Consider the following 21865-nt stretch of genomic DNA (forward strand, 5'->3'; position numbering starts at 1 on the left):
TCTCAAAAGGGAGTCACTGTCAATATCCCCCTGTGAGCTGTGGACGGGGTGAGGGAAAACACGGGGCGTGGCGCGATACCCGCCCGTAAGGTGGCGATATGCAGGTGATCCAGTCGACGAAGCTCGCCAATGTCTGTTACGAGATCCGGGGCCCGGTCCTGGAGGAGGCGATGCGGCTGGAGGCGGCGGGGCACCGGATCCTGAAGCTCAACACCGGCAATCCCGCGGCGTTCGGCTTCGACTGCCCGCCGGAGATCCTGGAGGACATGCTCCGCAACGTGGGCTCGGCTCACGGCTACGGGGACGCGAAGGGCCTGCTCTCCGCCCGCCGCGCGGTGATGCAGCACTACCAGACGCAGGGCGTCGAGCTCTCCGTCGAGGACATCTACCTGGGCAACGGGGTCTCGGAGCTGATCCAGATGTCCATGCAGGCCCTGCTGGACGACGGCGACGAGGTGCTCGTCCCCGCCCCCGACTACCCGCTGTGGACGGCCTCCGTCTCCCTCGCGGGCGGCACGGCCGTGCACTACCGCTGCGACGAGCAGTCCGACTGGATGCCCGATCTCGCGGACATCGAGCGCAAGGTCACCGACCGCACCAAGGCGCTGGTGATCATCAATCCGAACAATCCGACGGGCGCGGTCTACGACGAGGAGATGCTGCGCGGCCTCACCGACATCGCGCGCCGCCACGGCCTGGTCGTCTGCTCCGACGAGATCTACGACAAGATCCTGTACGACGGCGCGACGCACACCCCCACCACGGTCGTCGCGCCCGACCTGCTGACCCTCACCTTCAACGGGCTCTCGAAGTCCTACCGCGTCGCCGGTTACCGCAGCGGCTGGCTCGCGGTCTGCGGCCCGAAGGGTCACGCGGACAGCTACATCGAGGGCCTCACGATCCTGGCGAACATGCGGCTGTGCGCCAACATGCCCGCGCAGCACGCCGTGGCCGCCGCGCTCGGCGGGCGTCAGACGATCGAGGACCTGGTGCTGCCGGGCGGCCGGCTGCGCGAGCAGCGCGACACGGCGTACGGCCTGCTGACCCAGATCCCCGGCGTGACCTGCGTGAAGCCGAAGGGGGCGATCTACGCCTTCCCGAGGCTCGACCCGAAGGTCTACAAGGTCAAGGACGACCGGCAGATGGTGATCGACCTGCTCCGCGCGGAGAAGATCATGATCGTGCACGGCACCGGGTTCAACTGGCCGGAGCCGGACCACTTCCGGATCGTCAATCTGCCGTCCGTGACCGAGCTGACCGACGCCGTGACGAGGATCGGCCGCTTCCTCGACGGCTACGGGCAGCCGTAAGAGCCGGATGCCGGATCTTTGTTCCGGGACAACTTTAGACTCTGTCTAAGTTAGGATGGCTTCCTGAACGCACAGCCAGGAGGCCACCCATGTACGAACCGATCCGCACCAAGTCGGTCCACACCCTGGCCGACGACGCTCTGCGGGATCTCCCGCGGCGTACGCGCGAGGAGGAGCTGGACATCCGGCTCGCCGGGCATCTGACGGCGCTGCTCACCGTGACGGACGAGCTGCGGGTGCTGACCCCCGACACCTCGCTGGACACGGCCGCCGCCGAGCTCGCCGCCGTCGTCGCCCGGCTCAGCGGGCACGCGCCGCTGCGCGCCGAGCCGTCCGCTCGCCGCGGGGGCGCGGGCCATGTCGCCTCGCTGCATCAGCGGGCACGCATGCTCGCCGGGAACGCGCTGTCCGTCGCGACCTCGCGTGGCGACGAGGCCGCGGCCCAGCTCGCCGCGGAGCGGATGTCCGCCCACGGCGAGCTGGTGCCCGCGTAAACCGAACCGGACGGCTCAGTCCGGACGGACGGCTCAGCCCAGGCGCTTCACCAGCGCGCGGTACTCGTCCCAGAGCTCCTTCGGCGTGTGCTCGCCGAAGGTGTTGAGGTGCTCGGGGACGAGGGCCGCCTCGTCGCGCCAGACGTCCTTGTCGACGGCGAGGATGAAGTCCAGCTCCTCGTCCGAGAGACCGAGGCCCTCCGTGTAGAGGTCCTCCTTCTTCGGGAGCAGGCCGATGGGGGTCTCGACGGCCTCCGTCTCGCCGTTCAGGCGCTCGACGATCCACTTCAGCACGCGGCTGTTCTCGCCGAAGCCGGGCCAGACGAACTTGCCCTCGTCGTTCTTCTTGAACCAGTTGACGTAGTAGATCTTCGGCAGCTTCGCGGCGTCCGCGTTCGCGCCGACCTTCAGCCAGTGGGCGAAGTAGTCACCCATGTTGTAGCCGCAGAAGGGCAGCATCGCGAACGGGTCGCGGCGCAGCTCGCCGACCTTGCCCTCGGCCGCCGCGGTCTTCTCGGAGGCCACGTTCGCGCCCAGGAAGACGCCGTGCTGCCAGTCGAAGGACTCGGTCACCAGCGGTACGGCCGTGGCGCGGCGTCCGCCGAAGAGGATCGCGGAGATCGGCACGCCGCGCGGGTCCTCCCACTCGGGCGCGATGATCGGGCACTGCCCGGCGGGCACCGTGAAGCGGGCGTTCGGGTGGGCGGCCGGGGTCTCCGACTCCGGCGTCCAGGCGTTGCCCTTCCAGTCCGTCAGGCGCGCGGGCTTCTCCTCGGTCATGCCCTCCCACCACACGTCGCCGTCCTCGGTGAGGGCGACGTTGGTGAAGACCGAGTTGCCCCACAGGGTCTTCATCGCGTTGGCGTTGGTGTCCTCGCCGGTGCCCGGCGCGACGCCGAAGAAACCGGCCTCCGGGTTGATCGCGTAGAGCCGCCCGTCCTCACCGAAGCGCATCCAGGCGATGTCGTCGCCGATCGTCTCGACCGTCCAGCCCGGGACCGTCGGCTGGAGCATCGCCAGGTTGGTCTTGCCGCAGGCCGAAGGGAACGCCGCCGCCACGTACTTGGACTCGCCGCGCGGCGGGGTCAGCTTCAGGATGAGCATGTGCTCGGCGAGCCAGCCCTCGTCGCGGGCCATCACGGAGGCGATGCGCAGCGCGTAGCACTTCTTGCCGAGCAGCGCGTTGCCGCCGTAGCCCGAGCCGTACGACCAGATCTCGCGGGATTCCGGGAAGTGCGAGATGTACTTGGTCGAACTGCACGGCCAGGGCACGTCCTTCTCGCCCTCGGCCAGCGGGGCGCCCACGCTGTGCACGGCCTTGACGAAGAAGCCGTCCTCGCCCAGCTCCTCCAGGACGGGCTGCCCCATCCGGGTCATCGTGCGCATCGCGACCGCCACGTAAGCCGAATCGGTGATCTCGACGCCGAGCGCGGAGAGCGGGGAGCCCAGCGGGCCCATGCAGAACGGCACGACGTACATCGTCCGGCCGCGCATCGAACCGCGGAAGATCCCCTTCTCACCGGCGAAGAGGTCCTTCATCTCCGCCGGGTCCTTCCAGTGGTTCGTCGGGCCCGCGTCCGCCTCCTTCTCGGAGCAGATGAAGGTGCGGTCCTCGACGCGCGCGACGTCGGTGGGGTCCGAGGCGGCGTAGTACGAGTTCGGGCGCTTGACCGGGTCGAGCTTCTTGAACGTGCCCTTGGCCACCAGCTCCTCGGCGAGGCGCTCGTACTCCGCCTCGGAGCCGTCGCACCACACGATCCGGTCCGGCTCGGTGAGGGCGGCGATCTCGTCCACCCAGGCGATCAGCTCACGGTGACGGGTGGGCGGGGTGGAGGGGGTGGAAGGGGTCGAAACGGGAGAGGGAGCCGCAGAACTGCGCGCCACGATCGCTCCAGACGGTTGAGGGTTATATGTGTGTCTGTGGTGACTCTCTGTACCCCTTGGGGGCCGCGACCCGGATGCTTTCGTGGCTGTCCTGCGTGGTCGCTCATCCGGTGCCGCTTGTGCTCATCTGATCATGCGAGCCTAGAGGTTGTCTGTCCAGATGGGAACGGTGTGTCCGTCACCACGTCACGTCATGCGTTCGTCTGCCCCGGTATACCGGGAACCTACGGGTCCGTAGATACGATGGCGCGATGACAGCCCCCGCCTCCGCTGCCGCCTCCAAGGCCGCTTCCGCCGCAGCTCAGGTGATCAAGCCCAAGCTCCGCGGCTGGCTCCACCTGGGAATGTTCCCCGCAGTCCTGGTGTCCGGCATGTTCCTCACAGCGCTCGCGGGCAGCACCCGCGGGCGCGTCGCCTGCGCCATCTACACCCTCAGCGCGTGCCTGCTCTTCGGGATCAGCGCGCTCTACCACCGCGGTGACTGGAGTCCCCGTGTCAACGCGGTGCTACGACGCCTGGACCACGCCAACATCTTCCTGATCATCGCGGGCACCTACACACCCCTGACGATCCTGCTGCTCCCCGACGGCCGCCGTGAGTGGCTGCTGTGGGGGATCTGGGCCGCCGCGGCCTGCGGCATCGCCTTCCGCGTCTTCTGGGTCGGCGCCCCACGCTGGCTCTACACCCCGTGCTACATCGCCATGGGGTGGGCCGCCGTCTTCTTCCTGCCCGACTTCCTGCGCACGGGCGGCATCGCCGTCCTCGTGCTCGTGATCGTCGGCGGGCTGCTCTACAGCGCGGGCGGCGTGGTCTACGGCATCAAGCGGCCGAACCCGTCCCCCCGGTGGTTCGGCTTCCACGAGGTCTTCCACTCGTTCACGCTCGCCGCCTTCGTGGTCCACTACGTCGGCATCTCGATCGTGGCGTATCAGCACACGTAGTCATTCCGGGCTCACCAGGCCCGTGTTGTAGGCGAGGATCACCGCCTGGACGCGGTCGCGGGTGCCGGTCTTGGCCAGGACGCGTCCCACGTGCGTCTTGACCGTTGACTCCGCCAGCGTCAGCCGTGCGGCGATCTCCGTGTTGTTCCAGCCCCGGCCGATCGCGGTCAGCACCTCGCGCTCACGCTCGGTGAGGGCCGCGAGCCGGGGGTCCTCGCCGGACGGGCCCGCGCCCGGCGCCGGGAGCCGCTCGGCGAAGGCGTCCAGCAGGCGCCGGGTCAGCGCCGGGGCCACCACCGCGTCGCCGCCCGCCACGGCCCGTATCCCCGCCAGCAGTTCGGCGGGCTGCGCGTCCTTGACCAGGAAGCCGCTGGCCCCGGCGCGCAGGCCCGCGTAGGCGTACTCGTCCAGGTCGAACGTCGTCAGGATCAGCACGCGCGTACGCCCGCCGCTCGCGACGATCCGCCGCGTGGCCTCGATCCCGTCCAGGCCCGGCATCCGTACGTCCATCAGTACGACGTCCGGCTGGAGCTCCGCCGCCATCCGTACGGCCTCCGAGCCGTTCGCCGCCTCACCCAGCGGCGTCAGGTCGTCCTGGCTCTCCAGCAGCATCCGGAAGCCGAAGCGCTGCATGGCCTGGTCGTCCGCGATCAGAACTGTGGTCACTGGTCCCGTCCGTCGTCGTCCTGGGCAGCCACAGGTGGACCCGCCAGCCGCCGCCCCGTGCGGGGCCTGCCTCCAGGGTGCCGCCGTACGCGCGGGCGCGGTCGCGCATGCCGCCGATTCCCTGACCGCCGCCGGGGTCCGAGGGGGCGGACCCCGTACCGGAGTCGGTGACGGTGACGGTGAGTCCGTCGCGGCCGTACGCCACGGTCACCGTGGCCGTCGCCCCGCTGCCGCCGTGCTTCAGGGTGTTGGTCAGCGCCTCCTGCACCACCCGATAGACGGTGAGCTGGCGGCCGGGGGAGTGCTCCCCGGCGTCCGCCGCCGTGCCCTCGACGTCCGCCCGTACGGGAAGGCCCGCGGCGCGTACGCGCTCCAGGAGCGGGTCCAGGTCCGGCAGGCCCGGCTGCGGGGCGAGTTCGCCGTGCGTGCCGGTGTCCTTGAGGACGCCGAGCAGGCCGCGCAGGTCGTCCAGGGCCTCGCGGCTGGTCGCGGCGATGGCGTCGAGCGCCTGCCGGGCGCGCTCGGGGGAGCGGCGCCCGGCGTACGAGCCGCCGTCCGCGAGGCCCGTGATCACCGAGAGGTTGTGCGCGAGCACGTCGTGCATCTCGCGGGCGATGCGGGCCCGTTCCGCCGCCGCCGCGAGCCGGGCGCGCTGGTCGCGCTCGACCTCCAGCCGTTCGGCGCGCTCCAGCAGCGAGGCCAGGTACTCGCGCCGCGTACGGACCGCGATCCCGGCGGCGACGGCGGCGGCCGTGATCGCGAAGACCGGGACGTACGAGCGGGCGAAGTCGTGCGGCGGTCCGGCGACCGTCTCGGCCGCCACCGTGGCCAGGACCGAGGCGCCCGCCCAGCCGAGCCGCGACATCGGCGAGCGCAGCGCGACCCCGTACAGCGCGACGACCACCGAGAGCGCGACGGGGAGGCTGACCCCCAGCCGGCCGGCGACGAAGAGGAAGCCGGAGATCACGAGGAACATCGCGAAGGGCCACCGTCTGCGCCACAGCAGCGGCAGCACGAGCCCCGCCGACAGCAGCCACGGCCAGGACGGCGGGATGCCGTCCGGTGGCGGCCCGACCTGTACGTCCTCGGGCCCGTCCCGCCAGGTGCCGTCGACGAGCACGGCCACGCCGGGGAGGGCGACGAGCAGCGGCAGCAGGACGTCCCACAGCCAGGGGCGCCGCGCGTCGAACGCCCTGACGAGCTGCAGCGCGCGCTGGATGCCCCGCGTGCTCCCGCCACCGCTCCCGGACATGCCGCTCATACGTCCCGTTGCCTCAGCAGGACCGCCGCGGCGCCCAGCGTGACCGCCGCCCAGACCGTCAGCGTGACCAGCCCGGCGAGCGGGCCGGGGAAGTCCGGCTGCGGCAGCACGGCCATCAGCCCCTGCCCGGCGGGCAGCGGGGTGTGGCGCACCGCCGTGTCCACCCAGGCGTACGGCAGCGCGCTCGCGAACTGCGGCAGTGCCGTCAGGACGATCACGAAGACGCCGATCGCCGCGGGCGCGCTGCGCAGCAGCGCCCCCAGCGCGAGGCCGAGCACCCCGAGCAGCGCGGTGGACGCCGCGGCGCCGCACAGCGCGCGCACCACGCCCGGGTCGCCGAACGAGGCGGCGAGCGGGGTGTCGGCCAGGAAGAGCTGCGCCAGCGGGAAGGCCGCGAAGGCGGCGGCGAGGAGGAGCACGAGGACCACGGCGCCGAACACGGCGCTCTTCGCCCACAGCACGGGCAGCCGCCGCGGCACGGCGGTCATGGTGGAGCGGACCGACCCGTTCGCGTACTCGCCCGCTGTCGTCAGGGCGCCCAGGACAGGCAGGATGAGCTGCGCGAAGTTCACCCCGAACAGGCTGACGTCCATGGGGTCACCGGCGGGCCCGTTGCCCGTGTCGTCGGTCGCGATGCCCGCGCCCACGGCGAGCGCGAGGACGAGCACGACGGTGCCGCCCAGCGCGTACCAGGTCGAGCGGAGCGACCACAGCTTGCCCCACTCCGCGCGCAGCACGCGCGGGAACGTGACCCCGTAGGTCTCGTACGTCGTCATACGGCCGCCGCCCTCCCCTCGTACTCGACAGTGTCGCGGGTGAGTTCCATGAACGCGTCCTCCAAGGAGGCGCTGTGCGGCGTGAGTTCGTGGAGCGGGATGCCGTGCGCGGCGGCGGTACGGCCGATGTGCGCGGCGTTCGTGCCCGTGACCCGCAGGGTGTCCGGGGCCTCGCGCGCTGCCCCGTCGCCGAGCAGCCCGGCGAGCCGCTCCGCCTCCGGCGTCACGACGCGGACCGTGCCGAGGCCCGCGTCCCGCAGGAACCGCTCCACGGTCGTGTCGGCGAGCAGCCTGCCCCGTCCGACGATGACGAGGTGGTCGGCGGTCTGTGCCATCTCGCTCATCAGGTGCGAGGAGAGCAGGACCGTCCGGCCCTCGGCGGCCAGGGACTTCAGCAGGTTCCTGATCCAGCGCACGCCCTCCGGGTCGAGCCCGTTGACCGGCTCGTCCAGGAGGACCACCGCGGGGTCGGCGAGCAGCGCGGCGGCGATGCCGAGCCGCTGGCCCATGCCGAGGGAGAAGGACCCGGTCCGCTTCCCGGCGACGTCCTGGAGCCCGGCCAAGCCGATCACCTCCTCGACCCGGGCGCGCGGAATGCCGTGGGTGCGGGCGAGGGCCATGAGGTGCCGGAACGCGGTGCGGCCCGGGTGCACCGAGCGCGCCTCCAGCAGCACGCCGACCTCGCGCAGCGGCGCGGGGAGGTCGGCGTAGCGGCGGCCGTTGACCAGGGCCCGGCCGCGAGTGGGCGCGTCCAGGCCGACGAGGACGCGCATCGTGGTGGACTTCCCGGCGCCGTTGGGCCCGAGGAAGCCGGTGACCGTGCCGGGCGCGACCGTGAACGAGAGGTCGTCCACGGCGGTCCTGTCCCCGTAACGCTTCGTGAGTGACTCGACGATGAGCATGCCCTTGACGCTAGGGACGGCGCCGGGGCGGTACGTCGGACCACGGGCGGGAGGGGCGCGCGGGCGCTCGTACCGGGGTACTACGGGAGGGCTTTCGAAAAGTCCTTCCGGACGGGCGATGACTTCCGGACGGCGTGGCAGTCTCCTCTGGCACAACGAGACAGGCACGACACTTTCCAGGAGACCTCAGATGCGCACTCTGATCAGCACCGCGTTCGTCTCGCTCGACGGCGTCGTGGAGGCCCCGGGCGGTGAGCCGGGCTACCGCAACTCGGGCTGGACCTTCAAGGACGTCGAGTTCCTGGAGGAGGCCTACGAGCTCAAGGGCCGGGAGCAGCAGGAGGCCTCGGCGATGCTCTTCGGCCGGGCCAGCTACGAGGCGTTCAGCCCGGTCTGGCCGGGCATGGCGGAGTTCGCCGAGTACAAGCCCATGCCGAAGTACGTCGTCTCCACCACGCTCGGCGAGGACGCCCTGGTCGAGGGCTGGGGCCCCACCACCATCCTCCGCTCGCTCGACGAGGTGGCGGCGCTCAAGGAGACCGAGGGGGGCCCGGTCATCATGCACGGCAGCGCCACCCTCAACCGCGCCCTCTCGGACGCGGGCCTCATCGACCGCTACCACCTGCTCGTCTTCCCCCTCCTCCTCGGCGCGGGCAAGCGGCTCTTCAGCGACAGCGACAAGGACACCCAGCGCCTCAAGCTCGTCGAGCACGAGGCGTACGCCAACGGCATCCAGAAGCAGATCTTCGACGTCGTCCGCTAGCGGCGGCGCACCGCCCTGCCCGGGAGGGCCTGCGTGCGGTGGCCGTCCGCGATCACCGGCGTGCCCGCGACCAGTACGTGCGGGATGCCGACGGGCAGCGTGCGCGGCTTCTCGAACGTCGAGCCCGCCGCGACCGTGTCCGGGTCGAAGACGACGAGGTCCGCCATGTACCCCTCGCGGACCAGCCCGCGGTCGGCCAGCCGCAGCCGCGCCGCGGGGCGCGAGGTCAGGTGGGCCACGCACTCCTCCAGCGAGAGGACGCCCAGCTCGCGCACGTAACGCCCCAGGTACTGGGGGAACGTGCCGTACGCACGGGGGTGCGGCTTCTCGCCCTGGAGGATGCCGTCGCTGCCGCCGGTGTGCGCGGGGTGCCGCATGATCTGCCGGACGTTCTCCTCGTGGCCCACGTGCTGCAGGATCGTGGACCCGAGCCGGTCCTCGGTCAGCAGCCGGTGCGCGGTGGTGAACGGCTCCTCGCCGCGCGCGGCGGCCGACTCCGCGACCGTACGGCCCACGTACGCGTGCAGCTCCGGGTCGCTGACGCCCGAGATCTCGATCGTGTCCCACTCGATCGGCACCCCGTGGCAGCCGTCGGCGCCCTCGACCTCCATCACGTGCCGGATGCGGGCCGTGGTCTCCGGATCGGCGAGGCGGGCCAGCGTCGCCTGCGGGCCGCCCTCGTTGGCCCAGCTCGGCAGCATCGCGGCGAGCGTCGTGCAGCCGGGGGTGTACGGGTAGGTGTCGAGGGTGATGTCGGCGCCCTCGGCGAGCGCCCTGTCCAGCAGTGCCAGCAGCTCGGGGGCCTTGCCCTTGTTGACCCCGAAGTTCATGGTGGCGTGCGCGAGATGGAGCGCGCAGCCCGCGTCGCGGGTGAGCTCCACCATCTCCGCGTACGCCTGGAGCGCGCCCGCGCCGTACGAGCGGTGGTGCGGGCAGTAGTAGCCGCCGTACCGGGCGACGACGCGGCACAGCTCGGCCAGTTCGGAGTCCGAGGCGTACATGCCGGGGGTGTAGGTGAGCCCGGACGACATGCCCACGGCGCCCTGCTCCATGCCCTCGGCGACGAGCGTACGCATCCGGTCCAGCTCGTCGGGGGTCGCCGGGCGGTCGTCCCAGCCCATCGCGAGCATCCGTACGGTGCCCTGCGGGATGAGGTACGCGGCGTTGACGGCGGTGCCCTGGCGGTCGATGCGGTCCAGGTAGCCGCCGACGGTGCGCCAGTCGAAGTCGATGTCCGAGCCGTCGCCGTTCCAGCCGGTGATCGCGCTGCGGACGGCCGCGAGCGTCTCGTCGTCCACGGGCGCGTACGACAGCCCGTCCTGGCCCACGACTTCGAGCGTCACGCCCTGCGCGGCCTTCGCGGAGTGATCGGGGTCGCGGAGGAGGGCCAGGTCGCTGTGGGCGTGCATGTCGATGAAACCGGGCGCTAGCGCTTGGCCTTCTGCCTCGATGGTCCTGGTGCCGGAGAGGCGCGGTTCGCCCTCTCGGGCGATGTGGGAGATGCGGTTGCCTGTGATGCCGACGTCGGCACGGTAGGCCCTTCTCTCGCCCGAACCGTCGATGACGCGGGCGTCCTTGATGACCAGATCCATGGGTGCGGGCCTTTCCTGTGCGCCAGGGGTGGGTGGAGGAAGGGGCCGGACCATGCGTGCCCGGCATCGGGGGCTGCGCATGGGGTCTCCCCAGGCCGCTAGGCCGAGGGGAAGCAGCCCTGCGCCTTCGCGCAGACCTCCCAAGCGCAGCAGGGTTCAGCAGAGGTGCGCCCCGTCAGGGGCGCGGGGAACTGCGCGACAAGCCACCGAGCTGCCGCAGCCTGCGAAGCACAGCAAGGGGCAGCCCCTTCGCAGCAAGATCGCCGGACACGGGCTAGAAGAACGTGCGGACGTAATCCGTCACCGTGCCGTCCGCCTCCGCGACCGGGATCAGCTGCCACTTGTCGAAGATCGTGCAGGGGTGGGAGAGGCCCAGGCCCACCCACTCGCCGACCTCCACGGGGGACTCCGTGCGCAGCCAGGCGTGCTGGTCGCTCAGGCCGGTCACGGTGATGCCCTTCGCGTCGCGGAACTCCCCGGCGCGGTCGCGGACCGTGTGCGGCATGGGCAGGTGCAGGTCGTAGGCCGCGTCGCGCTTGCCCGCGTTGAGGAACGCCTGGTCCGGCTCCGGGCGGGAGACGACCTGGGCCCAGAGGGTGAAGGCGGGCTGGAGGCCGCCCTCGCCGGGGACGCGGTTGAAGGGGGTGATCTCCCGGTAGTGGCCGTCGTCGTGCGAGACGTACGCGCCGGAGCGGAGCAGCTTGAGCACGGGGGAGGAGAGGGGCGGCAGCTCGGCGAAGACCGTCGCCACCGCGTCGAACCAGGCGCTGCCGCCCGCGCTCAGCACGATCTCGTCGACGTCCGCGAACCGGCCCGCCTCGTCGAAGGCGACAGCCAGCGCGGTGAGGCGGCGCAGCCAGGACGTGACGGCCTCCAGCGTCGCGCCGGGGACCTCGCCCTCGTACCCCGCGACGCCCACCAGGCGCAGCGTTCCGGCCGCCGCGACCGCGTCCGCGACCGCCGCGCACTCCGCCTCCGTACGGACGCCGGTGCGGGCGCCGTCGCCCGCGCCCAGCTCGACCACGACGTCGACGGGGCGGCTCGCGCCCGCGGCGCGCAGGGCCTCGTCCATGAGCGTCACGCCGGGCACCGAGTCGACGTAGCAGACGAAGCGGAAGTCCGGGTCGGCGTCGAGCTCGCCCGCGAGCCAGCGCAGGGCCGCCGCGTCCACGAGCTCGTTCGCGAGGAAGATCCGGGGGACGCCGAAGGCGCGGGCCACCCGGACCTGGTGCGGGACGGCGAGCGTGGTGCCCCAGGCGCCGTGCGCGAGCTGGCGGGCGAAGAGCTGGGGCGCCATCGGCGTCTTGCCGTGCGGCGCGAAGGCCAGGCCGTGCCGCGTGGTGTACGTCTCCATGGCCGCCAGGTTGTGCTCCAGGCGCTCGGCGGAGAGGGCCAGGACGGGGGTGGTGAAGCCGCCGGTGAAGAGGTTCCTGCGCTCGGCCGCCAGGGCGCCCACCGTGGTGCCCGCCGCGTCCGGGGGCAGGCCCTTGAAGCGGTGGTCCACGACCTCGTCCGCGAGGCGGGCGACGGCGTCTTCGATGGCTTCGGCTGCTTCGACGGCCATGCGGGCTCCATAGCTCCGTGACAGTGACGGTGACGATGATCGTTGCAAATCTTGCAATGACCATTGCGTATAACGCTCGATGCTGTCTAGCATCCCGCCGAACGGCCGGTCAATGGAAGCAACAGACATCGAGAGCTGAGGAGCGGTTCGCATCGTGACCACCACCCCGCACATGGACGTCGTCTGCCTGGGCGAGTCGATGGTCACGTTCCTGCCCTCCCGGCCAGGGCCCCTCGCCGACGTACCCTCCTTCGACCGCGTGATCGGCGGCGCGGAGTCCAACGTGGCCTGCGCCCTCGCCCGCGCCGGGCACCGCGCCCGCTGGGTGAGCCGCGTCGGCGCCGACGGCTTCGGCGACCACCTGGTCCGTACGATCGCGGCGCAGGGCGTCGACGTCTCCGCCGTCCAGCGCGACCCCGCGCGCCCCACCGGGATCTACTTCCGTACGGACGGCGAGCGCGCCACCGGGGCGGACGGTGCAGACGGGGCGGACGGCGCGGACGGGGACGTCGGGGAGCCGCTCTCCGAGGTCGTCTACTACCGCGCCGGGTCCGCCGCCTCCGCCATGTCGCCCGCCACCGTCGACCGCGCGGCCGTCACCGGGGGCCGCTTCCTGCACCTGACCGGCATCACCGCCGCGCTCTCGGACGGCTGCCTCGCACTCACCCGCGCTCTGGTCGAGGCGGCCGACCGGCCGCCGGTCTCCTTCGACGTCAACTACCGCGTCGGCCTCTGGCACGACCGTGCCTCCGAGGAAGGGCCGCGGGTGCTGCTCGACCTCGCCCGCCGCAGCGACCTGGTCTTCGTCGGCGAGGACGAGGCCGCCGCCGCGTGGGGCGTACGGGGCGGGCCCGAGGCCGTACGGGAGGCGCTGCCCGAGCCGCACACGCTGGTCGTCAAGCAGGGCGCCGCCGGGGCCACCGCGTTCGTGACCGGCGACGGCGCGCCCGTGCGCGTGCCCGCGCCGCGCGTCGAGGTCGTCTCCCCGGTCGGCGCGGGCGACGCCTTCGCCGCGGGCTATCTCTCCGGGGCCCTGCGCGGACTTCCGGTGCGCGAACGGCTGCGGCACGGCCACCTGATGGCCGCCGCGGCGCTCGTCGAGCCCGGCGATCTGGGCGCGCCGCCCTCCCGCGCGTACGCCGACGGGCTCGTCGCCCTCGGCGCGGAGGCGTGGGAGAGACTGCGGCTGGGGCCCGGCTGGACGACCAGCGGGCCGGAGGAACGGACGCCGGAGGTACGCAGCGCATGAGCCAGACCGTAGACAGGGCGCTCAGCATCCTGCCCCTGCTCGCCGAGGGCCCGGCGAACCTGGAACAGGTCGCGCAGCGCCTCGACGTGCACAAGTCCACCGCGCTGCGGCTGCTGCGCACGCTGCACGAGCACGGCATCGTCTACCGCCAGCCCGACCAGCGCTACCGGCTCGGCGCGCGGCTCTTCGCGCTCGCGCAGGAGGCCATGGAGAACCTCGACATCCGCGGCATCGCCCACCCGCACCTGGCCGAGCTGAACGCGGCCTGCGGGCACACGGTCCATCTCGCCGTGTACGAGGAGGACGAGGTCCTCTACATCGACAAGGTCGAGAGCCGCTATCCGGTGCGGATGTACTCCCGTATCGGCAAACCCGTCGCGATCACCGTCGCGGCCGTGGCCAAGCTGCTCCTCGCCGACCTGCCCGAGCCGGAGCGGCGCGCCATCGCCGAGCGGCTCGACTACCCCCGGTACACCGCCCGTTCGACGCCCGACGCCGCCGCGTTCCTCACGGAGCTGGCCAAGGTGCGCGAGCAGGGCTGGGCCACCGACCTCGGTGGCCACGAGGAGTCCATCAACTGCGTCGCGGCGCCCATCAGGGACGCCTCGGGGCGGGTGGCGGCGGCGATGTCGGTCTCCGCGCCGAACGTCGTCGTATCCGCCGACGAACTCCTCACCCTCCTTCCGCGCGTACGCCGGACCGCTGAGGCCATCAGCGCCGAGTACGCCGGGAGGCCGTCCACTCCTCCCCGAACCGAGAGAGCAGCACCATGAGTGAGCACAGCGAGAAGCTGACCAAGACCGCCCTCACGCCGTCCACGCACACCACGCCGCCCGCGAAGTTCTCGCACGGCGTGAAGAAGGGCAACATCCTCCAGGTCGCCGGGCAGGTCGGCTTCGGCCCGGCCGTCGAGGGCCAGGCGCCGACGCCGGTGGGGCCGGGGCTGCGGGAGCAGACGCTCCAGACGTTCGCGAACGTCGAGGCCATCCTCAAGGAGGGGGGCGCGAGTTGGGAGGACGCGATGATGCTCCGCGTCTACCTGACGGACACGGCCCACTTCGCCGAGTTCAACGAGATCTACAACGAGTACTTCGCCGGTCTCGGGGAGGTGCCGGCCGCCCGTACGACCGTGTACGTCGGCCTCCCCGCCGGTCTCCTCGTCGAGATCGACGCGCTCGCCGTCCTCGGCTGAGTCGCCGAGCTCCGGGTCTCCGGGGCGGGCTGATTCCCCGAGCCCGCCCCTTCCCTGATCTTCGGGGGCTCCGCCCCCGGACCCCGCTGCGGACGGGTTGCCCCTGTCCGTCAGCCGCAGACTGCGGGTGCGTCGTGGTCGCTCGCGCAGTTCCCCGCGCCCCTGACGGGGCACGTCCCGCTGAGCCCTTCCGCGCTTGGGAGGTCTGCGCCAGAGGCGCAGGGCTGCTTCCCCTCGGCCTAGCGGCCTGGGGAGACCCCATGCGCAGCCCCCGATGCCGGGTACGCACGACCCAGCGGGCGCGCTCCAGGGGCCCCCTCTCCTCCCCGCGCTGAACAACGAGGTTCACCATGCTTCTTGCGGCAGATCCACCGAAGGTCCCGCACACCGGCGGGTTGCTGGCGCTCATATCCGGGACCGGCGGGCTGTTGACCGTCGCGGCGCTCGGGATCGCGCTGTTGCTCTTTCTGATCATCAAGGTCCGTATCCAGCCGTTCGTCGCGCTGCTCGCCGTGTCGATCGCGGTGGGGCTCGGCGCCGGGCTCTCCGTCACCGAACTCTTCGGCACCGTCCAGAAGTCCGACGCCGTCTCGATGATCGAGTCCGGGATGGGCGGCATCCTCGGGCACGTCGCGATCATCATCGGCCTGGGCACCATGCTCGGGGCGATCCTGGAGGTCAGCGGGGGCGCCGAGGCACTCTCCGCGCGGCTGCTGGGGATGTTCGGGGAGCGGCGGGCGCCGCTCGCGATGGGGCTGACGGGGATCATCTTCGGCATCCCCGTCTTCTTCGACGTCGGCATCTTCGTGCTCGCGCCGATCGTCTACGCGGCGGCCAAGCGCAGCGGCAAGTCCGTGCTGCTGTACTGCATGCCGATGCTGGCCGGGCTGTCGATGACGCACGCGTTCCTGCCCCCGCACCCCGGGCCCGTCGCCGCCGCCGGGCTGCTCGACGTGGACCTCGGGTGGGTCATCCTCATGGGTGTCGTATGCGGGATCCCCGCCGTGCTCGCCGCGTGGCTGTACGCCGCGTGGATCGGCCAGAGGGTCTTCGTGCCCGTACCGCAGGACATGGTGGAGGCGGCCGAGGAGTCGAAGAAGGCCGTCGCCGAGGAGCAGCGGGCGAACAAGGTCGACGCGGCCGAGAAGCCCGTCGCCGTCGGGACCGTGCTGGCGATCATCGGGACGCCGCTGGTGCTGATCCTCGCCGCGACGTTCTCGTCCATCGCCCTCGATCCGTCCACCGGGCGGTCCGTCATCGAGTTCATCGGGCATCCCTTCGTCGCGCTGACGGTGGCCCTGCTGCTGGCGTACTACCTGCTGGGGCTGCGGCGCGGCTGGAGCCGCAAGTCGCTGGAGACGGTGTCCACGGCCTCGCTCAAGCCCGTGGGCAACATCCTGCTGGTCGTCGGCGCCGGTGGGATCTTCGGGGCCGTGCTCCAGGGGTCCGGTGTCGCGCAGGCGCTGGCGGACGTCTTCGGGGACGCCGGGCTGCCGGTCATCGTGCTCGCGTACCTGATCTCGGTCGTGCTGCGCGTGGCGCAGGGTTCGGCCACCGTGGCGATCGTGACGACGGCGGGCATCGTGGCGCCGCTGCTCGCGGAGAGCGACCCCTCGCAGGCGCATGTCGCGCTGGTCATCATGGCCATCTCGGCGGGTTCGATCTTCGCCTCGCACGTCAACGACGGCGGCTTCTGGATGGTCGCGAAGTACTTCGGGATCTCCGAGCGCGACACCCTCAAGTCGTGGACGGTGCTGGAGTCCGTGCTGTCCGTCGCGGGCTTCGCCGTCGCGGCGCTCGTGAGCGTCGTCGTCTAGGGATCTTCTGGCCGAAACGCGCCCAACCCGCCGCTTTGCCCCCGGAATTGGTTTGATCATTTCCGGGGGCACTCTTGTGGGTGAACCTCTCGTGGCCCAAGAATGCACGGCGTCACACCGAATAGACCTTCGGTACCAAGAGAGGAACCCCCACATGAAAAGACCTCTCGTCGGCACGTTCGCGCTCGCGCTCTTCGGAGCGGGCGCGCTCACCGGCCTCGCCACCTCGCCTGCCGCCGCCCAGGAGGCGCCGCAGGCCAAGGCAAAGGCGCCCAGCTTCGAGGGCACCGTGGCGCTCAGCAACTGTTCGGGCTCCGTCGTGAAGATGCCCAACTCCAAGCCCGACGACAAGGCGCTCGTGCTCTCCAACGGGCACTGTCTGGAAGAGGGCATGCCCGACCCGGGCACGGTCGTCACCGACCAGCCCTCCAGCCGCGGCTTCACCGTGCTGAAGGCGGACGGCAGCGACGCGGGCCAGATCAAGGCGACGAAGCTCGCGTACGCCACGATGACCGACACCGACATATCGCTGTACGAGACCGACTCCACGTACAAGGACATCGAGTCCGAGTACGGGGTCAAGGCGCTCGAACTCAACGCCGAGCACCCGGAGAAGGGGAAGGCCATCACCGTCGTCTCCGGGTACTGGAAGGAGACGTACTCCTGCCAGATCGACGACTTCGTGCACCAGCTCAAGGAGGGCGGCTGGACGCAGAAGGACTCGATCCGCTACACCGCCGACTGCAAGACCAAGGGCGGCACCTCGGGCTCCCCGATCGTCGACGACGCCACCGGCAAGATCGTCGGCATCAACAACACGGGCAACGAGGACGGCGAAGAGTGCACGATGAACAACCCGTGCGAGGTGGACGAGAACGGCAAGGTGACCGTCCGCAAGGGCATCAACTACGGCCAGCAGACCTACCTCATCGCGCCCTGCGTGGCTGAGGGCAACAAGATCGACCTCGGTCGCGAAGGCTGCGAACTCCCCAAGCCGTAGGAGGCTCCCATGCGTAAGAAGCCGCTCATAGGCACCTGCGCCGCCGCCTTCTTCGGCGCGGTGGCGCTCACGGGTCTCGCCACCTCGCCCGCGGGCGCGGTCGGGGCCGACGCACAGGCCAAGGCGCCGAAGGCCCCGACCTTCGAGGGCACGGTCGCGCTCAGCAACTGCTCGGGCTCCGTCGTGAAGATGCCCAACTCCAAGCCCGAGGACAAGGCCCTGGTCATGTCCAACGGGCACTGCCTGGAGGAGGGCATGCCGGGCGCGGGCGAGGTCATCGTCGACAAGCCCACCAACCGCGACTTCACGCTGCTGAAGGCGGACGGCAGCGACGCCGGGAAGATCAGCTCGGACAAGATCGCGTACGCGACGATGACCGACACCGACGTCTCGCTGTACGAGGCCACGTCCACGTACAAGGAGATCGAGGACAAGTACGGCCTCAAGGCCCTGGAGCTCGACGCCGAGCACCCCACCAAGGGCAACAAGATCACTGTCGTCTCCGGGTACTGGAAGGAGACGTACAGCTGCGCGGCCGAGGACTTCGTCCATGAGCTCAAGGAGGGCGACTGGACCTGGAAGGACTCGATCCGCTACACCGCCGACTGCAAGATCAAGGGCGGTACCTCCGGCTCGCCGGTCGTCGATGACGCCTCGGGCAAGGTCGTGGGCGTCAACAACACGATGAACGAGAGCGGCGAGGAGTGCACGGAGAACAACCCTTGCGAGGTGGACGAGAACGGTAAGACCACCGTCCGCGAGGGGATCGGCTACGGCCAGCAGACCTACCTCATCGCGCCGTGCGTGGCGGAGGGCAACAAGATCGACCTCGGTCGGGAGGGTTGCGTTCTGCCCAAGCCCTGAGCCTGCCCGGCTGGGGCGCGCTGTAGAGATGCAGCGCAGCGCACGGCGTAGCAGTTCCGTCATTCCGCTGTACCGCTGTATCTCTACAGGGAGTAGCCACAGATGAAGAGATCTCTCGTCAGTACGCTCGCCGCCGCGCTGTTCGGCGCGGCGGCGCTGGCGGGCATAGCCACCTCGCCCGCGGTCGCCCAGGAGGCGCCGCAGGCCGAGGAGAAGGCCGCTGCCAAGGCCAAGACGCCCACGTTCGAGGGCACGGTCGCGCTCAGCAACTGTTCGGGCTCGGTCGTCAAGCTCAAGGGCTCGAAGGACACCGACAAGGCGCTCGTGCTCTCGAACGGGCACTGTCTGCAGGAGGGCATGCCCGGCGCGGGTGAGGTCGTCGTCAACAAGAAGACGAGCCGCGACTTCACGCTGCTCAAGGCGGACGGCAGTGACGCCGGGAAGATCCACTCGGACAAGATCGCGTACGCGACGATGACGGACACCGACATCTCGCTGTACGAGGTCACGTCCACGTACAAGGACATCAAGAAGAAGTTCGGGATCGACGCCCTCAAGCTCGACCCCCAGCACCCCCGCCAGGGCCGGGCGATCACGGTCGTCTCCGGCTACTGGAAGGAGACCTTCGGCTGCGCGGTGGACGGCTTCGCCTACCGCCTGAAGGAGGGGGAGTGGACCTGGAAGGACTCCATCCGCTACACGATGGACTGCCAGACCAAGGGCGGCACCTCCGGCTCCCCGGTCGTCGACAACAAGACCGGCAAGGTCGTGGGCGTGAACAACACCCACAACGAGGACAACGAGAAGTGCACCCTGAACAACCCCTGTGAGGTGGACAAGAAGGGCAACGTCACCGTCCGCCACCTCAACGCCTACGGCCAGCAGACGTACCTGATCACGCCGTGCTTCGGCAAGGGGAACAAGCTCGACCTGGACAACCCGCGCTGCGTGCTGCCCAAGCCGTAGTCAGGAGTCAGGACCGTTCGTCCGCGCATGACGACGCCCCCGGGCCGGAGACTGCCCGGGGGCGTCGCGCGCACGTGCGAGACGGTGGGGTGTGGCCCCGCACGCGGGTCCGTACGAGCGGCCGTTACGGCAGCGCGTGGACGTGCGGTCCGACCGCGGACGACCACTTGTCGCCGTCGGCGGCGTCCCAGGCCGTGGACCAGGTCATCGCGCCCCGGATCCCGGGCCACTTCTCGTCCGGCTTGAAGCTGCCGCACTTCTCGCCCTTGGCCAGGCAGTCCAGCGCGTCGTTGACGACGCCCGGCTCGACGTAGCCCGAGCCCGCGGCCTTCGAGGAGGCCGGGGTGCCGATGCCGACCTGCGAGGGGTCGAGGCCGCCCTTGATCTGCGTACAGGCCAGGGCGGTGAGGAAGTCGACGGTGCCGGAGGCGTAGACCTTGCCGTCGCAGCCGTTCATCGAACCGCTGTTGTAGTACTGCATGTTGACGACGGTCAGGAAGTCCTTGATGTTGAGCGCCGTCTTGAAGTACTCGTTTTCCGGGGACTGCATGTCCACGGTCTGCGGCGCCATCGTGACCACGACGTCGGGCTTGGCGGAGTGGATCGCCTTGAGCGCCTTGGTCATGTAGGTCGCGTTGAGCCCGTTCTCCAGGTCGATGTCGACGCCGTCGAAGCCGTACTTGTCCATCAGGCCGGTGATCGACTTCGCGAAGGCGTCGGCGGAGGCGTCGTCGCTCACCTGGACGGCGCCCTTCTCGCCGCCGACCGAGATGATCACGGACTTGCCGGCCTTCTGCTTGGCGGCGACGTCCTCCTTGAACTTCGCCTCGTCGTAGTTCAGCGCCGGGTCGAGCTTGAAGTCGACCTGGCCCGCCGTGCTCGTCGCGTCCGCGAAGGCGACCGCGATGATGTCGTACTCGTCCTGGACGTCGGCGATCGTCTGGACCTTGGCGCCGTTGTCGAAGTTCTGCCAGTAGCCGGTCACCGCGTGCTTGGGTACGGCCGAGGCGCCGACCCGCGGTGAACTCGCGGCGGTCTCATCGGCGTTCGCGTTCGCCGTCCCGAACGCGAACAGCCCACCGGCGGCGAGTGCGCCTGCCGCGAGCCCGACGAGGGCGCGAACCCGATAGCTGCGTCTTTTTGCGCGTGCCACAACTTCCTCCGATGTGGGGGGACATGGGGGATGGGTGGAGCTGCGCTGGGCCCGGCGCTTGCCGTACAACGTGGTCCAGACCAATGCCCTTGTCAAGACCTCTGACGGGGCACCCGGTACGTCCGTTCCCCTTGTGCTGATCGACTTCCGGCGGTTTCATGCGCGGCATGCCAGCAGAGGAGATCCACGGGGAGACCCGCAAGGCCATCCGCAAACCGAGCTGGAAGATGATCGGCCCCGGCATGGTCGTGGCCGCGACCGGCGTCGGCGCGGGCGACCTCGTCGCCACGCTGATCGCGGGCAGCAAGTTCGGCTACACCCTGCTGTGGGCCGCGGTCCTCGGCTGCGTCGTCAAGATCGCCCTCGCCGAGGCCACCGGCAGATGGCACCTGGCCACGGGCCGCACCATCTTCGACGGCTGGCGCAGCCTCGGCCCCTGGACCACGGTCTACTTCGCCGTCTACGTGGTGGTGTGGGGCTTCGTCTACGGCGCGACCGCGATGTCGTCCTCGGCGCTGCCGCTCCAGGCCCTCTTCCCCGACGTCATGCCGCTCAAGGCGTGGGCGATCCTCACCGGGCTCGTCGGCCTCGCCTTCGTCTGGGGCAACCGCTACGCGATCGTCGAGAAGATCATGATGATCTTCGTCGGCGTGATGTTCGTGGTCGTCGTCTACTGCGCGATCCGCGTCTCCCCGGACCTCGGAGACGCCTTCGCCGGGCTGGCCCCGACCCTCCCGTCCGGCTCGATGATCTACACCCTGGGCCTCGTCGGCGGCGTCGGCGGCACGATCACCATGGCCGCCTACGGCTACTGGATCAACGCCAAGGGCTGGACCGACGTGAGCTGGCTGCGGATGATGCGGCTCGACAACCGCGTCGCGTACGTCACCACGGGCATCTTCGTCATCGCCATGCTCATCGTCGGCGCCGAGCTGCTGCACTCCACGCAGATCGCGCTCGCCGAGGGCGACAAGGGGCTGCTCGACCTCGACGAGATCCTGGAGAGGCGCTTCGGCGCCTTCACCGCGAACCTCTTCCTGGTCGGCTTCCTCGCCGCGTCCTTCTCCTCGCTGATCGGCGTCTGGCACGGCGTGGGCCTGATGTTCGCCGACTTCGTCGCGCACGTACGGGCGCACCGCGCGGGCCAGGACCCCGCGGAGACGGAGGTCGTCGAGATCGCGCGCGGCGAGCGCGAGCGGTCGCTCCCCTTCCGCGCGTACCTGCTCTGGCTGACGTTCCCGCCGATGACGCTGCTCTGGCTCGACCAGCCGTTCGGTCTCGTCATCGCGTACGGCGTGCTCGGCGCCTTCTTCATGCCGTTCCTCGCCGTCACCCTGCTCTGGCTCCTCAACACCTCCCGCACGCCCAGGGAATGGCGCAACGGCTGGCTCAGCAACACCCTGCTCGCCGCCTCCGCGATCCTCTTCGTGGTGCTGTGCGTCGAGGAAATTCGGGATCTGCCCTGGTGAGG

The 21865-nt window shown here is 70.6% G+C and carries 20 protein-coding genes; 12 read left to right on the plus strand and 8 right to left on the minus strand.

Features of this window, described 5'->3' with window-relative positions:
• The first annotated feature begins 98 nt into the window (after positions 1-98).
• Both ACGF3A_RS03075 and ACGF3A_RS03080 read left to right on the plus strand, forming a co-directional pair.
• Positions 99-1310, plus strand: a complete 1212-nt coding sequence (locus ACGF3A_RS03075) for a pyridoxal phosphate-dependent aminotransferase (protein ID WP_393725164.1) — start codon at positions 99-101, stop codon at positions 1308-1310.
• An 89-nt stretch (positions 1311-1399) separates the two neighbouring features.
• The gene (locus ACGF3A_RS03080) at positions 1400-1804 is read left to right on the plus strand and encodes a hypothetical protein (RefSeq protein ID WP_393725166.1); all 405 of its coding nucleotides are present in this window, start codon (positions 1400-1402) and stop codon (positions 1802-1804) included.
• A 33-nt stretch (positions 1805-1837) separates the two neighbouring features.
• Here ACGF3A_RS03080 and ACGF3A_RS03085 read toward each other — a convergent pair whose 3' ends face one another.
• Positions 1838-3688 (minus strand): phosphoenolpyruvate carboxykinase (GTP), encoded by a 1851-nt coding sequence (locus ACGF3A_RS03085; protein ID WP_393725168.1) that lies wholly within the window; start codon positions 3686-3688, stop codon positions 1838-1840.
• Between the two features lie 251 nt (positions 3689-3939).
• Here ACGF3A_RS03085 and ACGF3A_RS03090 point away from each other — a divergent pair, with 251 nt between their 5' ends.
• A complete protein-coding gene (locus ACGF3A_RS03090; RefSeq protein ID WP_393725170.1) occupies positions 3940-4629 on the plus strand; it encodes a hemolysin III family protein in 690 nt (229 codons plus the stop codon).
• Here ACGF3A_RS03090 and ACGF3A_RS03095 read toward each other — a convergent pair whose 3' ends face one another.
• From ACGF3A_RS03095 to ACGF3A_RS03110, 4 genes are read right to left on the minus strand one after another with little or no spacing between them, the layout of a single operon-like run.
• Complete coding sequence (locus ACGF3A_RS03095) at positions 4630-5295, minus strand: response regulator (protein ID WP_393725171.1); 666 nt, start codon at positions 5293-5295, stop codon at positions 4630-4632. It abuts the gene before it with no gap.
• Positions 5201-6556 (minus strand): sensor histidine kinase, encoded by a 1356-nt coding sequence (locus tag ACGF3A_RS03100; protein ID WP_393725173.1) that lies wholly within the window; start codon positions 6554-6556, stop codon positions 5201-5203. The genes ACGF3A_RS03095 and ACGF3A_RS03100 overlap by 95 nt, the downstream gene beginning before the upstream one ends.
• Positions 6553-7332, minus strand: a complete 780-nt coding sequence (locus ACGF3A_RS03105) for an ABC transporter permease (protein ID WP_393725175.1) — start codon at positions 7330-7332, stop codon at positions 6553-6555. The genes ACGF3A_RS03100 and ACGF3A_RS03105 overlap by 4 nt, the downstream gene beginning before the upstream one ends.
• Positions 7329-8234 (minus strand): ATP-binding cassette domain-containing protein, encoded by a 906-nt coding sequence (locus ACGF3A_RS03110; protein ID WP_393725177.1) that lies wholly within the window; start codon positions 8232-8234, stop codon positions 7329-7331. Before ACGF3A_RS03110 ends, ACGF3A_RS03105 begins: the two co-directional genes overlap by 4 nt.
• 190 nt (positions 8235-8424) lie before the next feature.
• Between ACGF3A_RS03110 and ACGF3A_RS03115 the strand changes: the two genes are divergently transcribed.
• Positions 8425-8997 (plus strand): dihydrofolate reductase family protein, encoded by a 573-nt coding sequence (locus ACGF3A_RS03115; RefSeq protein ID WP_393725179.1) that lies wholly within the window; start codon positions 8425-8427, stop codon positions 8995-8997.
• On the opposite strand, the gene ACGF3A_RS03120 is transcribed toward ACGF3A_RS03115, so the two are convergent.
• Together ACGF3A_RS03120 and ACGF3A_RS03125 are read right to left on the minus strand one after the other, a co-directional pair.
• Entirely contained in the window at positions 8994-10589 is a 1596-nt protein-coding gene (locus tag ACGF3A_RS03120; protein WP_393725181.1) for an amidohydrolase family protein, read from the minus strand. The two genes, ACGF3A_RS03115 and ACGF3A_RS03120, sit on opposite strands and share 4 nt — an antisense overlap.
• 274 nt (positions 10590-10863) lie before the next feature.
• Positions 10864-12153 (minus strand): alanine racemase, encoded by a 1290-nt coding sequence (locus tag ACGF3A_RS03125; RefSeq protein WP_393725183.1) that lies wholly within the window; start codon positions 12151-12153, stop codon positions 10864-10866.
• Positions 12154-12325: 172 nt separating this feature from the next.
• Between ACGF3A_RS03125 and ACGF3A_RS03130 the strand changes: the two genes are divergently transcribed.
• From ACGF3A_RS03130 to ACGF3A_RS03160, 7 genes are all read left to right on the plus strand, one after another.
• Positions 12326-13402 carry a sugar kinase gene (locus tag ACGF3A_RS03130; RefSeq protein ID WP_393727116.1) on the plus strand — a complete coding sequence of 359 codons (1077 nt, stop codon included), beginning with the start codon at positions 12326-12328 and terminating at the stop codon, positions 13400-13402.
• The gene (locus tag ACGF3A_RS03135; protein ID WP_393725185.1) at positions 13399-14175 is read left to right on the plus strand and encodes an IclR family transcriptional regulator; all 777 of its coding nucleotides are present in this window, start codon (positions 13399-13401) and stop codon (positions 14173-14175) included. The genes ACGF3A_RS03130 and ACGF3A_RS03135 overlap by 4 nt, the downstream gene beginning before the upstream one ends.
• Positions 14172-14594: a RidA family protein gene (locus ACGF3A_RS03140; protein WP_393725187.1), complete on the plus strand. Its 423-nt coding sequence runs from the start codon at positions 14172-14174 to the stop codon at positions 14592-14594. Before ACGF3A_RS03135 ends, ACGF3A_RS03140 begins: the two co-directional genes overlap by 4 nt.
• Positions 14595-14944: 350 nt before the next feature.
• Positions 14945-16411 (plus strand): GntP family permease, encoded by a 1467-nt coding sequence (locus ACGF3A_RS03145; RefSeq protein ID WP_393725189.1) that lies wholly within the window; start codon positions 14945-14947, stop codon positions 16409-16411.
• A gap of 154 nt (positions 16412-16565) precedes the next feature.
• Complete coding sequence (locus ACGF3A_RS03150) at positions 16566-17411, plus strand: serine protease (protein WP_393725191.1); 846 nt, start codon at positions 16566-16568, stop codon at positions 17409-17411.
• A gap of 9 nt (positions 17412-17420) precedes the next feature.
• The gene (locus ACGF3A_RS03155; protein ID WP_393725193.1) at positions 17421-18275 is read left to right on the plus strand and encodes a serine protease; all 855 of its coding nucleotides are present in this window, start codon (positions 17421-17423) and stop codon (positions 18273-18275) included.
• Between the two features lie 102 nt (positions 18276-18377).
• Positions 18378-19241, plus strand: a complete 864-nt coding sequence (locus ACGF3A_RS03160) for a serine protease (protein ID WP_393725195.1) — start codon at positions 18378-18380, stop codon at positions 19239-19241.
• A 124-nt stretch (positions 19242-19365) separates the two neighbouring features.
• On the opposite strand, the gene ACGF3A_RS03165 is transcribed toward ACGF3A_RS03160, so the two are convergent.
• Positions 19366-20394 carry a chitinase gene (locus ACGF3A_RS03165; protein WP_393725197.1) on the minus strand — a complete coding sequence of 343 codons (1029 nt, stop codon included), beginning with the start codon at positions 20392-20394 and terminating at the stop codon, positions 19366-19368.
• 167 nt (positions 20395-20561) lie between these two features.
• Between ACGF3A_RS03165 and ACGF3A_RS03170 the strand changes: the two genes are divergently transcribed.
• The gene (locus ACGF3A_RS03170; RefSeq protein WP_393725199.1) at positions 20562-21863 is read left to right on the plus strand and encodes an Nramp family divalent metal transporter; all 1302 of its coding nucleotides are present in this window, start codon (positions 20562-20564) and stop codon (positions 21861-21863) included.
• Positions 21864-21865 lie beyond the last annotated feature (2 nt).

Source organism: Streptomyces sp. NPDC048172 (assembly GCF_043202595.1).
In the GTDB taxonomy this organism is placed as follows: domain Bacteria; phylum Actinomycetota; class Actinomycetes; order Streptomycetales; family Streptomycetaceae; genus Streptomyces.

What these genes read in the sequence shown, in the direction of transcription:
- ACGF3A_RS03075 (WP_393725164.1), top strand. Translation starts at nt 99, where the DNA reads ATGCAGGTGATCCAGTCGACGAAGCTCGCCAATGTCTGTTACGAGATC.
- ACGF3A_RS03080 (WP_393725166.1), top strand. Translation starts at nt 1,400, where the DNA reads ATGTACGAACCGATCCGCACCAAGTCGGTCCACACCCTGGCCGACGAC.
- ACGF3A_RS03090 (WP_393725170.1), top strand. Translation starts at nt 3,940, where the DNA reads ATGACAGCCCCCGCCTCCGCTGCCGCCTCCAAGGCCGCTTCCGCCGCA.
- ACGF3A_RS03100 (WP_393725173.1), bottom strand. Translation starts at nt 6,556, where the DNA reads ATGAGCGGCATGTCCGGGAGCGGTGGCGGGAGCACGCGGGGCATCCAG.
- ACGF3A_RS03105 (WP_393725175.1), bottom strand. Translation starts at nt 7,332, where the DNA reads ATGACGACGTACGAGACCTACGGGGTCACGTTCCCGCGCGTGCTGCGC.
- ACGF3A_RS03110 (WP_393725177.1), bottom strand. Translation starts at nt 8,234, where the DNA reads ATGCTCATCGTCGAGTCACTCACGAAGCGTTACGGGGACAGGACCGCC.
- ACGF3A_RS03115 (WP_393725179.1), top strand. Translation starts at nt 8,425, where the DNA reads ATGCGCACTCTGATCAGCACCGCGTTCGTCTCGCTCGACGGCGTCGTG.
- ACGF3A_RS03120 (WP_393725181.1), bottom strand. Translation starts at nt 10,589, where the DNA reads ATGGATCTGGTCATCAAGGACGCCCGCGTCATCGACGGTTCGGGCGAG.
- ACGF3A_RS03125 (WP_393725183.1), bottom strand. Translation starts at nt 12,153, where the DNA reads ATGGCCGTCGAAGCAGCCGAAGCCATCGAAGACGCCGTCGCCCGCCTC.
- ACGF3A_RS03130 (WP_393727116.1), top strand. Translation starts at nt 12,326, where the DNA reads ATGGACGTCGTCTGCCTGGGCGAGTCGATGGTCACGTTCCTGCCCTCC.
- ACGF3A_RS03135 (WP_393725185.1), top strand. Translation starts at nt 13,399, where the DNA reads ATGAGCCAGACCGTAGACAGGGCGCTCAGCATCCTGCCCCTGCTCGCC.
- ACGF3A_RS03140 (WP_393725187.1), top strand. Translation starts at nt 14,172, where the DNA reads ATGAGTGAGCACAGCGAGAAGCTGACCAAGACCGCCCTCACGCCGTCC.
- ACGF3A_RS03145 (WP_393725189.1), top strand. Translation starts at nt 14,945, where the DNA reads ATGCTTCTTGCGGCAGATCCACCGAAGGTCCCGCACACCGGCGGGTTG.
- ACGF3A_RS03150 (WP_393725191.1), top strand. Translation starts at nt 16,566, where the DNA reads ATGAAAAGACCTCTCGTCGGCACGTTCGCGCTCGCGCTCTTCGGAGCG.
- ACGF3A_RS03155 (WP_393725193.1), top strand. Translation starts at nt 17,421, where the DNA reads ATGCGTAAGAAGCCGCTCATAGGCACCTGCGCCGCCGCCTTCTTCGGC.
- ACGF3A_RS03160 (WP_393725195.1), top strand. Translation starts at nt 18,378, where the DNA reads ATGAAGAGATCTCTCGTCAGTACGCTCGCCGCCGCGCTGTTCGGCGCG.
- ACGF3A_RS03170 (WP_393725199.1), top strand. Translation starts at nt 20,562, where the DNA reads ATGCCAGCAGAGGAGATCCACGGGGAGACCCGCAAGGCCATCCGCAAA.